Origin of the sequence: Pedobacter indicus, from assembly GCF_003449035.1 — a bacterium.
GTDB classification, from domain to species: Bacteria; Bacteroidota; Bacteroidia; order Sphingobacteriales; family Sphingobacteriaceae; genus Albibacterium; species Albibacterium indicum.
In genome coordinates, this window is record NZ_QRGB01000001.1 from 812,434 (window position 1) to 828,140 (window position 15,707).

Here is a 15,707-nt window from a genome sequence, read left to right on the forward strand (position 1 = left end):
GGAAAGATGGCACGTAAAATATTATTGGAAGATATTAATGAACCGGGAATAAACACCTTCGAGGTTTATCGGAAGAAGGGAGGCTATCGTGCTGTTGAAAAGGCTTTGAAAACAATGAGCCCTGACCAGGTGGTGGAAGAAGTGAAAACATCGGGTTTGCGAGGTAGAGGTGGAGCAGGCTTTCCCACAGGGATGAAATGGAGCTTTTTGGCAAAGCCTGAAGGTGTGCCCAGGTATTTGGTCTGCAATGCCGATGAATCTGAGCCGGGAACCTTCAAAGATCGTTACCTGATGACTTACAAGCCTCACATTCTCATCGAGGGCATGATTATTTCCAGCTATGCATTGGGGGCAAATACATCTTATATCTATGTGAGGGGTGAAATGATGCCACAGATTCGTATTCTGGAACATGCTATTGCTGAAGCGAAAGCAAACGGGTTTTTAGGGAAAGATATTTTAGGGTCTGGCTATGATCTTGAAATTTATGTGCACCCAGGTGGAGGTGCTTATATATGTGGGGAGGAAACAGCTCTATTAGAGTCATTGGAAGGGAAAAGAGGAAACCCAAGGATCAAACCTCCGTTTCCTGCAGTTGCAGGTTTATATAACCGACCAACTGTTGTCAATAATGTCGAATCTATTGCTACGACTGTTCCTATCATTAATGAGGGTGGAGCTGAATATGCGAAAATAGGTATTGGTCGGAGTACAGGAACAAAGTTAATTTCAGCAGGTGGCAATGTAGCTAAGCCGGGTGTATATGAGATAGAGCTTGGCTTGCCTGTTGAAGAATTTATTTATTCTGACGAATATTGTGGAGGGATAGCTAATGGGAAGCGCCTGAAAGCTGTGGTAGCGGGAGGTTCTTCTGTTCCGATCTTGCCTGCAAATCTTATCTTGAAAACAGCGGCTGGGGAGGCACGGTTAATGAGTTATGAATCTTTGGCCGATGGCGGTTTCGAAAGTGGAACCATGTTGGGGTCAGGCGGTTTTATTGCCTTTGATGAAGACCAGTGTATTGTGAGAAATACCTGGAACTTTACTCGTTTTTATCATCATGAGAGTTGCGGACAATGTTCGCCGTGCAGAGAAGGGACGGGGTGGATGGATAAAGTGTTATATAATATCGAGCATGGAAAGGGGAAATATAGTGATATCGACTTGTTGGTTAATGTCGCTAAGAACATAGAAGGAAATACCATTTGTCCATTAGGTGATGCAGCTGCTTGGCCAGTTGCCAGCGCGATCAGGCATTTTAGAGACGAATTTGAATGGCATGTTAGTAATCCGGATGAGTCGCAAACCCGTAATTTCGGTTTGGCACACTATGCAGATGAATTAAGTCCGGCCGAATAGAAAGAATAAGAATTTAATAGCTAAATACATAGGCTATGACGGAAGAAAAAATAAAAGTAACAATAGATGGGATCCTGGTTGAGGTGGCTCCGGGAACAACGATCATGAATGCTGCACGTCAAATCGGAGGAGATATTGTTCCGCCGGCAATGTGCTATTATTCAACACTGGATGGTAGTGGAGGGAAGTGCAGAACCTGTTTGGTAAAAGTGAGTAAGGGTTCGGAGAAAGATCCGAGGCCGATGCCTAAATTGGTAGCATCTTGCAGAACGGGGGTGATGGATGGGATGGAAGTGCAAAATATTACCTCTCCGGAAGTAATTGAAGCTCGGAGAGGCGTGGTAGAGTTTCTTTTAATCAATCATCCATTGGATTGCCCTGTCTGTGATCAAGCGGGTGAATGTCATCTGCAAGATTTAAGTTATGAGCATGGACTAGAGAATACTCGCTATGATTTTGAACGACGGACTTTCGATAAGATCGATATTGGCGACAAAATAAAGTTGCACATGACTCGCTGTATTTTGTGTTACCGTTGTGTGATGGTAGCTGATCAGATTACAGACAATCGTGTTCATGGTGTGTTGGGGAGAGGTGACGCTGCTGAAATATCAACCTATATCAGCAAAGCGGTTGATAATGATTTTTCGGGGAATATGATTGATGTTTGTCCGGTAGGGGCTCTAACCGACCGAACATTCCGGTTTAAAAACCGTGTATGGTTCACGAAACCGGTAGAAGCTCACCGGGATTGTCCGACCTGTTCGGGTAAAGTAACTCTGTGGTATAAAGGTGAAGAGGTGCTACGTGTTACGGGTAGAAAAGATGAGTTTGGAGAAGTTAAAGATTTTATCTGCAATGAATGTAGATTCGACAAAAAGGAAACATCAGATTGGATAATCGAGGGGCCAAAAAAAGTAAAGAACACCTCAGTAATTTCTGCCAATCATTATGAACAACTTGTGCCGAAGCCTGTAATAAAGAAGAATCTGACTCTCCAAGAAGGAAATATAAAACAATTACAACGTTCTGAGAAATTAAAATAGTTAAGCCACGAAGAAAATATGGAATTAGCTTTCGTCATAGAGAAATTTGTACTGATTGTGGTGGTATTCGTGATCACATTGGTCATTGCTATGTACTCTACCTTAGCTGAGCGAAAGGTAGCAGGTTTTATGCAAGATAGATTTGGTCCTGAAAGAGCGGGGCCTTTTGGTATTTTACAGCCTTTATGTGACGGCGGTAAATTCTTCTTTAAGGAAGAAATCATTCCGGCAGGTGCACATAAAACCCTTTTTGTTCTTGGCCCTACTTTAGCTATTATTACCGCTTGTATCGGTAGTGCGGTGATACCTTGGGGACAGAGCTTGACAATCGGTGACCGGGTTATCGAGCTGCAGGTTGCGGATATTAATGTAGGTATCCTATATATCTTTGGTGTTGTAGCTCTGGGCGTATATGGCATTATGTTGGGTGGATGGGCTTCGAACAATAAGTTCTCTTTAATGGGGGCTATCCGTGCGGCATCGCAGAGTATTAGCTATGAGCTTAGCATGGGTTTGTCAATTATTGCTTTGTTAATGGTGACTCAGACCTTGTCTATCGGTGAGATCGTAGCACAGCAGAGTGGATTTGTAAATTGGAACATCTGGTCACAACCTTTTGGCTTTTTGATTTTCTTAGTCTGTGCATTTGCAGAATGTAACCGTGTTCCTTTTGACTTGCCGGAATGTGAAACAGAGCTTGTAGGGGGCTATCATACTGAATATTCGTCGATGAAATTGGGACTGTATATGTTCTCAGAATATATTAACATGTTTGTTTCGTCGGCTTTGATGGCTTCGCTCTATTTCGGTGGATATAATTTTCCATTTATGTATGATCTGGGGCTATCTCAGAACTGGATTACGATCATTGGGGTCATCGTCTTTTTCATTAAGATCTTTGCATTTATCTTTTTCTTTATGTGGATTAGGTGGACATTGCCGAGGTTTCGCTATGATCAATTGATGAACTTGGGATGGAAGATACTCATTCCGTTGGCAATAGCTAATATAGTGTTAACGGGTGTATTTATTATTTTGAAGGATAAATTTTTCTAATTAACGATCGCTATGCAATCACTTAGTAATAGGAAAAAAGTTATAGAACAAAAGCCCATGAATTTTTGGGAGAGAATGTATCTTCCGGCAATTTTTAAGGGGCTTGGAATTACTTTGCGACACTTTTTTATGAAAAAAAATACCGTTCGGTATCCTGAAGAAAAAAGGGAATATGCAAAGAATTTCAGAGGCTTGCATTCTTTGAAGCGTGATGAGTTTGGGAGAGAGCGTTGTACAGCTTGCGGTTTATGTGCGCTTTCATGCCCGGCGGAAGCCATTACCATGATTTCTGCGGAACGCCAAAAAGGGGAAGAGCATCTGTATCGCGAGGAAAAATATGCAGCGGTATATGAAATTAACATGCTCCGTTGTATATTTTGTGGCCTCTGCGAAGAAGCGTGCCCAAAAGAAGCAATTTATCTGGACGGACCACATGTGCCTCCTGCAAGCTTGAGAAAGGATTTCATCTATGGCAAGGATAAACTAGTGGAACAGCCATTTATTAATTTGGAGGAGCTTCCTGCTAATCGATAATTTATATGACAATATTCTATTTTGTAGCCTTTCTTTCGCTGTTTTTTGCTGTGATGACGATCGTTAGTAAAAACCCTGTGCACAGTGTCCTCTACCTCGTAATTACTTTCTTTACTTTTACCATTCATTATATCTTGCTGAACGCTCAATTTCTCGCCGTCGTTAACTTTATTGTGTATATGGGGGCGATTATGGTGTTGTTCTTATTTGTGCTCATGTTATTGAATATGAATGAGGACAGTGAACCCATGAAGTCAGTTTTGCTGAAGCTAGTAGGAGTTATTGCGGGTATGTGCCTGGTTGTAACCTTAGCCGGATCTTATAAATTCTTGCAGACTTCAGCCCCGGTGGAAATCACACAACCGGAAATCGGTTTGGTAGGAAGCCTGGGGAAAGTGTTATTTAAAGAATTCTTGTTACCATTCGAGATTTCTTCTATTCTTTTGTTGACAGCAATGGTCGGCGCGGTATTATTGGGTAAAAAAGACAAAAAAAACGTATAAATTATGTTTGAAGCAATACAAAGTGTTCCATTAAACCACTATATTCTTTTTTGTAGTTTAATTTTTGCGGTGGGTGTTATCGGTGTGTTAACACGTCGAAATGTGATTGTTATAATGATGTCTGTCGAGTTAATGCTGAACTCTGTGAATTTGCTGTTAGTAGCTTTCTCTGTTTTTCATGGCGACCCATCTGGTCAGGTATTCGTGTTCTTTATAATGGCGCTGGCTGCAGCAGAAGTAGCGGTTGGTCTGGCTATTATTATGATGGTATATCGAAATACTCGTTCCATTGATATCAATATTTTAAATAGACTTAAGTGGTAATTAAAATTCAAAGCGCTTTATGATAGATTTAATTTGGTTGGTTCCACTTTTGCCCCTAGTTGGTTTTTTCGTTGTCGGCCTATTTCGTAATATATTGCCAAAGAGCGTTGCAGGATTGATTGCGTCGGCCGTCGTTTTACTCTCTTTTTTAATTAGTTGCTCCATATTTTACGATGTATATCAGGCACGTCAGGCAGGCGAAGATGCCTCTTTCGAGATAAAGATCTTTGACTGGATTCAAGTCGGCTCACTGGATATTACACTTTCTTTTTTAGTCGATACGCTGAGCTCGATTATGTTGTTGATTGTAACGGGAGTTGGTTTCCTGATTCACGTATATTCTACCGGATACATGAAGCATGACGCGGGTTTCAATAAGTTTTTCTCTTATTTGAACCTGTTTATTTTCTTCATGCTTCTCTTGGTTTTAGGTTCGAATTACCTGGTTATGTTTATTGGTTGGGAAGGGGTTGGTCTTTGTTCCTATCTGTTGATTGGGTTTTGGTATAAAAATTCTTCTTTTGCAAGCGCAGGAAAGAAGGCTTTTGTTATGAACCGAATTGGGGATTTAAGTTTTTTAATAGCGGTGATTTTGATGTTTGTCACTTTCGGCAGCATTGAATTCAGCGGTGTGTTTGGAGAGGCGAAGAACTTGGTATCCGGAGATACAGCAGTGGTAATGATTACTCTGTTGCTGTTTATTGCGGCAACAGGTAAATCGGCACAAATTCCCTTATTTACCTGGTTGCCTGATGCGATGGCGGGTCCTACACCAGTTTCTGCGTTGATTCACGCAGCGACTATGGTTACTGCAGGCGTCTACATGATTATCAGGTCTAATATTCTCTTTGCATTATCACCGGTAGTCATGGATATTATTGCGATTGTGGGTCTGGCAACGGCGATCGTTGGGGCGGCTACTGCAATAACGCAGAATGACATTAAAAAAGTTTTAGCTTATTCGACGGTGTCTCAGCTAGGCTATATGTTTCTTGGCTTGGGGGTAGGTGCTTTTACGGGTGCACTTTTCCATGTTATTACGCATGCGTTTTTTAAAGCGCTGTTGTTCTTGGGAGCTGGTTCAGTGATTCATGCGATGTCCGATGAACAGGATATGAGGCTTATGGGCGGTTTGAAGAGCAAGTTGCCCGTAACATTTTTTACCATGGCTATCGGAACAATAGCAATTGCTGGTATACCCCCTTTGTCGGGTTTTTTCTCGAAAGATGAAATCTTAGCACATGCATTTGCGAGTAATCCTATACTGTGGGTGGGCGGGTTTATTGCTGCGCTTTTTACAGCTTTTTACATGTTCCGTTTGCTGTACCTTACATTTTATGGCAAATTCAGAGGAACAAGTGAGCAGGAGCGGCATCTTCATGAATCGCCTACCTCAATGCGGATACCGTTGATTATTCTGGCTGTATTGTCGATTGTTGGCGGCTTGATCAATATTCCTGCTGCTTTAGGTGGCGGGGCTTCCTTAGCTTCTTTTTTAGAGCCGATTTTTGTGGACTCAGCGTTGATTATCGAACCATTCACTTTAGCACATAGGACGGAGTATATTCTTATGGGGGCATCTGGGATAGCTGCTATCGTTATGGCATTTTTAGCGTACAATCGTTACATTAAAAATCAGGCTCTGCCGAAGTCAGACAGTGAGTTACGAGGACTGTTAGAGCGCCTTTCTTATAACAAATTTTATGTAGATGAGATATATAATGGGCTCATTGTTGGTCCACTGAACAAACTATCGATTTTCTTTTATAAGATCATCGACAAAGCCGGTATCGATGGATTTGTTAACGGTGTGGGCAGAGGTGTCGCGGAATCCGGAAAAGGTGTTAGGTTGCTGCAGTCTGGAAATGTGGGCTTTTACATATTTTTAATGGTATTAGGGGTTGTTGCTCTATTACTCTATGGTGTTTATACGATTTAAAAGAAATAACGAAGTAAATGGACAATTTATACATTCTTTTATTATTGCCACTTATAGGTGCTGCGCTACTTGCATTTGTTAAGCAAACTAGACTAGCGAAGCTAATAGCTTTGGTTATTTCGGTTTTGACATTGGTATTGACTTTACCTTTTATAGTGAACTTTGTACCTGATGCATCTATGCAATTTGTGAGTTCGGTGCCTTGGTTACCGAATTATGGTATAAACTTTCATATTGGAATTGATGGCATTAGCCTGCCCTTGGTAATCTTGACCAACCTATTAATTTTTTTGATCATCTTGTCAAGTTTTCGCTACGATTATAAAGGTGGGCTATATGCGCTTGTGTTTTTTATGCAAGCTGGCCTCTTATTGGTCTTTATGGCACTGGATGCTTTCGTGTTTTATGTTGGATGGGAAGCTGCTTTAATTCCTATTTACTTTATCTGCGCGATTTGGGGTGGCGAAAATAAAATTAAAGTTAACCTCAAATTCTTTGCCTATACTTTCTTTGGAAGTCTATTGATGCTTATTGCGATTATATTTTTATACTTCCAAACACCGGGACGAGATTTTGAGTTGACGTCATTCTATCAACTAGCTCTTGACGCCGAAAGTCAAGGCTGGGTATTCCTTGCCTTCTTTGTTGCTTTTGCGATTAAAATGCCAATTTTTCCGTTTCATACCTGGCAACCGGATACCTATACAACAGCTCCGACAATAGGCACAATGCTCTTGTCCGGTATTATGCTGAAAATGGGTGTATACGGATTAATCCGTTGGTTGATTCCGATATCTCCATTAGGTTTTGAGAAATACGGTTTGATTTGTTTGGTACTGGGAATCATTGGAGTAGTGTATGCTTCAATAATTGCACTCATGCAGCAAGACATTAAAAGACTCATAGCTTACTCCTCTATCGCCCACGTGGGATTGATTGGGGCTGGGGTTTTTGCCTGGAATGTTCAGGGAGTACAAGGTGCGATGATTCAAATGTTCAACCATGGAGTCAACGTCGTCGGGCTCTTTTTTGTAGTCGATATCATCATTCAGCGGACGGGGCAGCAAAGACTTACGGAGCTGGGCGGACTAGCTACATCAATGCCTAAACTGGCTGTGTTTTTCTTAGTGCTTGTCATGGGAGCTATTGGTTTACCGATTACCAACGGTTTTGTTGGTGAATTCCTCTTGCTTGTCGGGGTGTATAATGCGGGTATCTGGTATGCTGTTTTCGGCGGTTTGACATTGATATTGGGTGCTGCTTATATGTTGCGTTTGTACCAGAAGACCATGTTGGGTGAAAATAGCGCTGTTGCGAATATTCAGGTTCAGGACTTACGGGGTAGCGAAGTAGTTGTGTTCGTTGTATTGGTGATTTTTGTAATCGGTATCGGAGTCTATCCACAACCTTTACTAAATGTTTCAGAAGCAGCTGTAACTGATTTGATTAATCAAATAACAATTAAATAAAAATATTTCGGGGTTCTCGAATAAAAGATATCATATATGGGTGCAATTATAACGCTTTCTTTATTAGCTATTCTCGTATTATACTTGGGTGTCTTTAAGGTACCTAAGAGCATATTACCGATATCTGTGCTCGGATTATTGGTCTCGGGTGGCTTTTGTGTCTATTTATGGTCGCAATCTGCAGAACCATTGTATAGTGGAATGGTTTTGTTTGACCATTTTTCTCTGGTTTTCTCATTATTGATGATCGGATTAACGATCTTAATTTTTGTATTATCTAAAGACTATTTTGATTCTGTAGGCGAACATTTGGCTGAATATTATGCCTTAATGCTGTTTTCTTTAACAGGAGCTTTGATCGTTGTTTCTTTTTACAATCTTTCTATGCTTTTTATCGGAATCGAGATTATGTCAGTAGCACTATATATTCTGGCCGGGATAAGGAAAAGCGATTATGCCTCGAATGAAGCTTCTCTAAAATATTTTCTTATGGGAGCCTTCTCCACAGGGTTTTTATTGTTTGGCATAGCTCTTTTATATGGGGCTTCCGGGTCATTTGGTTTAAGGGAGATTCAAGACTATGTGCTCAACAATCCTGATCAAATTTCCCCGATGTTCTATACAGGTATCATTTTAATGATTGTTGGTTTAGGGTTTAAGGTTGGTGCGGCTCCTTTTCATTTTTGGGTGCCAGATGTATACGACGGGTCACCAATTCTTGTTACAACGTTTATGAGCACGGTTGTTAAAGTTGCAGCAATAGCTGCCTTCTTACGTTTATTTTGGTTCTGTTTCGAGCCCTTGCAAGAGTTTTGGACTCCGATATTAGTGGTCATGTCGGTCATCACACTCTTTATAGGAAATATTACAGCACTTATGCAGCAAAGCTTTAAGAGAATGCTCACATACTCTAGCGTATCCCATATAGGCTATATGCTGTTTGCTATCTTAAGTATGGGCGGTGGATCGGCTAATGCGATCTTTATTTATGTGGGAGCATACTCTCTAGCTACAATCATCGCGTTTGGCGGGCTCATTCTGGTAAAGCGTGCACATGGAGGTGAATTATACGAAGCCTTTAATGGCTTAGCAAAGAAAAACCCATTTTTAGCATTTACGATTGCTATAGCTATGCTATCACTAGCAGGCATTCCCCTTACAGCGGGTTTCGTGGGCAAATTTATGATGTTTACTGCGGCTTTGAGCGGTTATCATATTGTCCTTCTTGTGCTTGCTGTTATCAATGCTTGTATTGGTATTTTTTACTATTTCAGGGTTATCGTAGCGATGTATTTCCGCTCTTCAGAAAGAGAGGCAATCTCTCTAAATACAAACTATAAATTCGTGTTTGCGATCGCGGTGATATTAACAATATTGGTCGGCTTGTATCCAGCAATTATTTCAGGGATAGTATAGCGTCTACAACGATCTTGTTATAAAGGACGTCTAGGGGTTCAGTATTTCAGATAATCATAAAATCTAGCTATTTATTTTTATATATTCGTAGCATAAGTATTTATATGCACGAATTTTGGTCATCATTTCAACAATTGATGGATGCTGAAACACTGCTAAAGACTGGTGGTTTTTATCTTCTGTTGATTGTGGTCTTCGCTGAAACAGGTCTATTCTTTGGCTTTTTTCTTCCGGGAGACTATCTGTTGTTTCTAGCAGGCTTGTTCTGTGCTTCCGGATTGCTGGCGGTTGACATTTATACTCTATGTGGAGGATTATTAGGCGCAGCAATTTTGGGCAACTATACGGGTTATTATTTTGGCCGACGAACGGGGCCGATGCTCTTCAAAAAGAAAGATTCCTTATTATTTAAACGAAAATATATTGTAACGGCCGAAGAGTTTTATCATAAATACGGTGCCCTTGCTTTAATATTAGGAAGATTTATGCCAATTATACGTACATTTGCTCCAATATTTGCGGGTGTTGTCCGGGTAGAATTTAAGAGGTTTACGATTCTGAATATTGGGGGAGCGATTCTCTGGGTATCGGTTCTGACGCTTTCGGGTTACTTCTTAGGACAGCAGTTTCCTCAAATAGTAGATTATATTGAGTATATAATAATAGGCTTCATATCGATTACAACGGTACCTGTTATTATAGCCATTGTTCGAAAAAGTTTAAAAAAAGATAAAAATAAATAATAGTAATAAATATGAGTTACAAGCATCCATGGCATGGGGTTTCTCCTGGAAACAACGTGCCTTCGTCGGTAAATGCAATTATAGAAATCCCTAAAGGCTCGAAAGCAAAATACGAAATTGATAAAGAAAGTGGACTGATGAAATTAGATCGTGTCCTGTTTTCTTCAGTAATATATCCGGCGAATTATGGATTCATTCCACAAACTTATTGTGACGATAAAGATCCACTTGATATCTTAGTGTTGTGTTCGGTGGATGTGCACCCGATGACTTTGATTGAAGCGAATGTTATCGGTGTGATGCATATGATTGACAATGGTGAGCAGGATGATAAGATTATAGCGGTAGCGAAGAATGATATGTCTGTTAATTATATCAATGACTTAAGTGAATTGCCACCACATACGATGAAGGAAATCGTACGTTTCTTCCAGGATTACAAAGCATTGGAGGGAAAAAATGTTACGGTGGAGCAGCTTCTTGATAGGTCTTACGGCTTAAAAGTAATTGAGGAGAGTTTAGAACTCTATCAAGAGCTATTTGTGAACCAAAAATCATAACATGGGTTTTCAAATTTTTGTTACTTTTTTCTTGGTTTTCCTGAATGGATTTTTTGTTGCTGCTGAGTTTGCAATTGTAAAAGTCAGAGCATCTCAAATTGAAGTCAGAGCAAGAGCTGGTAGTAATGTAGCAAATATCGCAAAACACATAACGAATCATTTGGACGGTTATTTAGCAGCGACGCAGCTTGGGATTACTCTTGCATCTTTAGGGCTTGGCTGGGTAGGTGAAGCTGTGATGACACAAATCGTTGCAAACTTTTTTGGTTTATTTAATATTGAGCTTTCAGGATCTTTACAGACAAATCTAGGTCATATTTTAGCTTTTAGCATCATCACCATTTTACATATTGTATTTGGAGAATTGGCGCCGAAGTCGATCGCTATTCAGCGTCCTGTAGGCACCACCATGGCGTTGACAGTTCCACTGAGATTTTTTTATATGCTGTTTAGGCCGGTTATTTGGGTGCTGAATGGTTTTGCTAATTTACTCTTGAAGGTTCTAGGATTTGGTCCAACTAAGAATGAGGTTCATCATTCCTCGGAAGAGCTACAATACTTATTGGATCAAGGGAAAGAGTCTGGTGCCCTTAACTTGACCGAACATGAGCTTATTAAGAACGTGTTTGACTTTAATGAGCGTGTTGTGAAGAATGTGATGGTTCCTCGAACAAAAATTACAGCTGTTGATATCGACAGCCCGAAAGAGCTTCTGTTGAACACGATCATTAGCGAGGGGTATTCTCGGGTGCCTGTTTATGATGGATCGATAGATAAGGTCGTCGGCGTTGTTCATGCAAAAGATCTGTTGCCTCAGTTAGTGGATAAAGAGGAGATTGAACTAAAGAATATAATTAGAAAGCCTTATTTCATCCCAGAAACGAAGAAGATCAACGATTTGATGACGGAGTTTCAATTAAAGCGTATTCAGATAGCGATTGTGTTGGATGAGTTTGGTGGAACGTCGGGGATGGTTACTCTGGAGGATATCGTTGAAGAGTTGGTAGGGGAAATTCAGGATGAGTATGATGAGGAGCACCCAATTGTTGAACAGGTGTCGCAGACAGAATATATTGTTACAGCATCTGCAAGTATTCATGATGTGAACGAGTTTCTTCCGCATGAACTTCCTCCAAGTAATGATTATGACACGGTGTCTGGTTTGGTAAGCGAATTGTTTGATAAGATTCCTGACGTGGGTGAATGCAAACAATATCACGGCTATGCTTTCACAATTTTGAAAAAAACAGAGCAAAATATTGAATCTGTCAAGATGGAGAGACTCGAAGTCACTGAGGATGATGGCGAGGAATAACCATAGGAAAATTGCATATATTTTATACACCAGATATTGACCCTGAGGCCTCGGCATATACATTGTCCGAAGAAGAAAGTAAACATTGCATCCGTGTAATGCGCTTAAAGGTTGGGGACACCGTTGTTCTGGTCGATGGCAAAGGGGGCAGTTTTCGTGCGGAGATTATTGATGCACACCCCAAACGTACATCATTAAGCATTTGCTCTTTTAATGAACAACGACGCCGTAGTAGCTACAGAATTCATGTTGCTGTAGCACCAACAAAGAACATAGAACGTTATGAATGGTTTCTGGAGAAAGCAACCGAAATTGGCGTTGATGAGATTACTCCCATTATTTGTGAGCATTCGGAAAGAAAAGATGTAAAATCAGATCGCTTAGTTCGGGTTTTAATCGCGGCGATGAAGCAATCGAAGCAAAGTTTTCTTCCGAAACTAAATGATACTCGGAAAATAGGAGATTTTTTGAAAACTGAAACGGATGCGAAGTGCTTCATTGCTCACTGTGATGCCGGAGAAAAGGCTTATCTTAATGAACAGGTGAAACCTGGCGAGGATGTAACGATTCTAATTGGTCCAGAAGGGGATTTTAGCACTGAAGAGATCGGAATGGCGCTTAGTTTGGGTTGTCAGCCTATTAGTTTGGGAGTTACTCGTCTGCGGACGGAAACGGCGGGAGTTATAGCTTGTCTTGAGACTGCCATTATAAACCGATAAATTTTTCCTATCTTGACGGGTAGATTTGTTAATTAATCAGGGTTCATCAATGAAAAAAGCACTTGTTAACGACTTGCTTTCTTTTGAATTAATTGCAGACGGAGATGCTACGTTGGTTAACGGTATTCGTCTAGAACCCGATTTGTATGAAATTTCAGCGAACTGCTATCATTTAATTTTAAACCACCAAAGCTTTCAGATTGAGATCATGGAGAAAGATGAGCGAACGAAGACCGTCTTGATGTTGATTAATGGGAGTGAGTACCGTGTTAGTCTACAGGACGAGAAGGACCGTCTTTTAGAAAGGCTGGGGATAGAGGTGAACGATATAGCAGCGGTTAAAGACTTAAAAGCCCCCATGCCAGGGTTGGTCCTTGATATATTGGTCAACGCAGGTGATGAGGTTAAAAAGGGAGACCAATTACTGGTTCTTGAAGCGATGAAGATGGAGAACTTGATTAAGGCTCCGTCGGATCTAACTATAAAGTCTGTCGAAGTGAAAAAAGGCGATAAAATAGAGAAAGGCCAACCCCTTCTCTATTTTGAGTAACTATTTAATAATACGCTTGATTTTATTAGCCTGTTTAATGAGCTTATGCACTGCGGGGTAGTCTTCTTTTTCTAATAAATCGTGAAAATGCTGTAATTGTTTCAGTTGCTCTCTGAGTACTTCTAGAACATGTTCTCTGTTTTGTTCGAAAATAGGAACCCACATCTCAGGAGAACTTTTTGCTAACCGGACCGTTGATGCGAAACCACCACTTGCCAGTTCAAAAATTCTACCTTGTGATTTTTCTTTTTCCAATACAGTTAAGGCTAATCCGAATGAGGTTATATGCGAGATGTGAGAAACATATGCTGCGTGCAGGTCATGTTCTTTAGCATGCATAAATATGGGTTTCATTTCAAGAGCCTCACATACATTCTCTGCCAGTTCAAAAGCATCTTCATCCGTTTTGGTGACATCACAAAACACCATATTTTTTCCGTCGTATAAATTTGGAATAGCTGCTTCTGGTCCTGAATATTCAGTTCCGGCCATAGGGTGGCAAGCGACAAGTCGCCCGCGTTTAGGATGCTGATCAACAGAAGCTAGAATCTCTTGTTTAGTTGACCCCATTTCCATTACTACCTGCTTGTCGGTAACCAGATCAAGTACACCGGGTAGTAATAGCTTGATTGCGTCAACGGGTATGGCTAACACGATGAGATTTGCATCTTTAATGCCTTTTTCCAGTTCAGCGATGGTGTCAACAATATTGAGCTTTAAAGCTTTTTCTTGATTTGCTTTGCTTTTGTCGACTCCGGTTATTGTGGTTGCGAAGTTTGCCTCTTTCAGTTTAATTGCAATTGAGCCACCGATAAGTCCTAGTCCGATAATAGTTACTTTCATCTGTTTACTTTCTACTTGAAATTATACGGTTAATGGCGTCTTCAAAGAAATCTTCGGTAGCACAAAGACTTATGCGAATATAGCGATTGCCTTGTGAACCGAATATCCCACCAGGAGTTATAAATACATGCGCCTGATCGAGAATTTCGTCTGCCAGTTCATAAGAGTCTTGCCATTTTTCAGGAATTTTAGCCCATACGAACATTCCTGCTTGATCTTCACTATACGAACAATTCAGGATATCGAGTAATTCATACACTTTTAGCCGACGACTTTTGTATACTGAATTGATTTTTTGATACCAGTCTTTCTCTAACGACAGAGCTTTGCTTGCCGCAATTTGGAGCGGATAAAACATACCAGAATCCATGTTACTTTTAAAGCGTAAGATTTCAGATATCCGCTCTTGGTTGCCTAAAAGCATCCCGATTCTCCATCCTGCCATATTGAATGTTTTACTGAAAGAATTCAATTCCAGCACACATTCCTTAGCACCGTCAATTGATAAAAGACTGATTTGTTCGTCGTTTAAAATAAAGCTATAAGGGTTGTCATGGCAGAGAAGAATGTTGTTTTCACTTGCAAACCTAACAAGCTTCGCAAAGAAATCATGATTTGCTTTGGCGCCCGTAGGCATTTGAGGGTAATTGACCCACATGATCTTAACGCGACTTAAATCTAACTTTGCTAATTTTTCCAAATCTGGCAGCCATTGGTCTTCTTCATTCAGTTCATAGAATCGCGGTGTGGCTCCACTCAAATTTACTGCTGAGGTGTAAGTGGGATATCCGGGATTTGGCACCAATGCTTCATCCCCTGCTTGAAGGTAAGTCATGCATATATGCATAATCCCTTCCTTGGACCCGATTAGAGGTAGAATCTCTTTTTCGGCGTCCAATGATACCCCATATTCTCGATCATACCATTGAGCGATTGCGTTCCTTAATTCGGGTGCTCCATTGTATCTTTGATATGCATGGTTATGTGGGTTTTGAGATTCTTGAATAAGAGTTTCAATAACAATTGGTGGGGGAGGGAGATCAGGGCTACCGATCCCCAAGTTTAACACGTTAGCACCATTTTTATTCATTTCCGCAATTTGACTCAACTTCTTCGAGAAATAGTATTCCGTTGTTTGTTGAAGTCTATCGGCAATCTTCACTTGCATATCGATTTTATTTTAAGCATGTAAACTTAATAATGATTTGCTAATTATTAATGAGGTTTTATTAATAATCTGATGAATTTACAAATAGAACCGCTAACTGTTGATGTTTTTATCGCTAGAGAACGTTTTTTCGATCAGCATCTTAATCTAATTTATTTACTTA

At 40.5% G+C, this 15,707-nt stretch carries 16 protein-coding genes; 14 read left to right on the forward strand and 2 right to left on the reverse strand.

Going from position 1 to position 15,707, the window contains the following annotated elements; translation table 11 throughout:
* The first annotated feature begins 6 nt into the window (after positions 1-6).
* The 14 genes from nuoF (at position 7) to D3P12_RS03870 (ending at position 13,533) form a co-directional block, all read left to right on the forward strand.
* Entirely contained in the window at positions 7-1,359 is a 1,353-nt protein-coding gene (nuoF, locus tag D3P12_RS03805; RefSeq protein ID WP_118193749.1) for an NADH-quinone oxidoreductase subunit NuoF, read from the forward strand.
* Positions 1,360-1,394: 35 nt separating this feature from the next.
* Positions 1,395-2,405, forward strand: coding sequence for a 2Fe-2S iron-sulfur cluster-binding protein (locus D3P12_RS03810; RefSeq protein ID WP_118193750.1), 1,011 nt, complete (start codon positions 1,395-1,397; stop codon positions 2,403-2,405).
* An 18-nt stretch (positions 2,406-2,423) separates the two neighbouring features.
* Entirely contained in the window at positions 2,424-3,461 is a 1,038-nt protein-coding gene (nuoH, locus tag D3P12_RS03815) for an NADH-quinone oxidoreductase subunit NuoH (protein WP_118193751.1), read from the forward strand.
* A 12-nt stretch (positions 3,462-3,473) separates the two neighbouring features.
* Entirely contained in the window at positions 3,474-3,995 is a 522-nt protein-coding gene (locus D3P12_RS03820; RefSeq protein WP_118193752.1) for a NuoI/complex I 23 kDa subunit family protein, read from the forward strand.
* A 5-nt stretch (positions 3,996-4,000) separates the two neighbouring features.
* Positions 4,001-4,498 (forward strand): NADH-quinone oxidoreductase subunit J family protein, encoded by a 498-nt coding sequence (locus D3P12_RS03825; protein ID WP_118193753.1) that lies wholly within the window; start codon positions 4,001-4,003, stop codon positions 4,496-4,498.
* Between the two features lie 3 nt (positions 4,499-4,501).
* The gene (gene nuoK, locus D3P12_RS03830; protein WP_118193754.1) at positions 4,502-4,822 is read left to right on the forward strand and encodes an NADH-quinone oxidoreductase subunit NuoK; all 321 of its coding nucleotides are present in this window, start codon (positions 4,502-4,504) and stop codon (positions 4,820-4,822) included.
* 19 nt (positions 4,823-4,841) lie between these two features.
* Positions 4,842-6,761: an NADH-quinone oxidoreductase subunit L gene (nuoL, locus tag D3P12_RS03835; protein WP_118193755.1), complete on the forward strand. Its 1,920-nt coding sequence runs from the start codon at positions 4,842-4,844 to the stop codon at positions 6,759-6,761.
* A gap of 17 nt (positions 6,762-6,778) precedes the next feature.
* Positions 6,779-8,230, forward strand: a complete 1,452-nt coding sequence (locus D3P12_RS03840) for a complex I subunit 4 family protein (RefSeq protein WP_118193756.1) — start codon at positions 6,779-6,781, stop codon at positions 8,228-8,230.
* 36 nt (positions 8,231-8,266) lie between these two features.
* Complete coding sequence (locus D3P12_RS03845) at positions 8,267-9,646, forward strand: NADH-quinone oxidoreductase subunit N (protein ID WP_118193757.1); 1,380 nt, start codon at positions 8,267-8,269, stop codon at positions 9,644-9,646.
* Positions 9,647-9,750: 104 nt separating this feature from the next.
* Entirely contained in the window at positions 9,751-10,389 is a 639-nt protein-coding gene (locus D3P12_RS03850; RefSeq protein ID WP_118193758.1) for a DedA family protein, read from the forward strand.
* An 11-nt stretch (positions 10,390-10,400) separates the two neighbouring features.
* The gene (locus tag D3P12_RS03855; RefSeq protein WP_118193759.1) at positions 10,401-10,949 is read left to right on the forward strand and encodes an inorganic diphosphatase; all 549 of its coding nucleotides are present in this window, start codon (positions 10,401-10,403) and stop codon (positions 10,947-10,949) included.
* Between the two features lies 1 nt (position 10,950).
* Positions 10,951-12,264, forward strand: coding sequence for a hemolysin family protein (locus tag D3P12_RS03860; protein ID WP_118193760.1), 1,314 nt, complete (start codon positions 10,951-10,953; stop codon positions 12,262-12,264).
* Positions 12,265-12,275: 11 nt separating this feature from the next.
* Complete coding sequence (locus D3P12_RS03865) at positions 12,276-12,983, forward strand: 16S rRNA (uracil(1498)-N(3))-methyltransferase (protein WP_118193761.1); 708 nt, start codon at positions 12,276-12,278, stop codon at positions 12,981-12,983.
* Between the two features lie 49 nt (positions 12,984-13,032).
* A complete protein-coding gene (locus D3P12_RS03870) occupies positions 13,033-13,533 on the forward strand; it encodes an acetyl-CoA carboxylase biotin carboxyl carrier protein subunit (protein ID WP_118193762.1) in 501 nt (166 codons plus the stop codon).
* On the opposite strand, the gene D3P12_RS03875 is transcribed toward D3P12_RS03870, so the two are convergent.
* Positions 13,534-14,376, reverse strand: coding sequence for a prephenate dehydrogenase (locus D3P12_RS03875; protein WP_118193763.1), 843 nt, complete (start codon positions 14,374-14,376; stop codon positions 13,534-13,536).
* A 4-nt stretch (positions 14,377-14,380) separates the two neighbouring features.
* Positions 14,381-15,544 carry a pyridoxal phosphate-dependent aminotransferase gene (locus D3P12_RS03880; protein ID WP_118193764.1) on the reverse strand — a complete coding sequence of 388 codons (1,164 nt, stop codon included), beginning with the start codon at positions 15,542-15,544 and terminating at the stop codon, positions 14,381-14,383.
* Positions 15,545-15,707 lie beyond the last annotated feature (163 nt).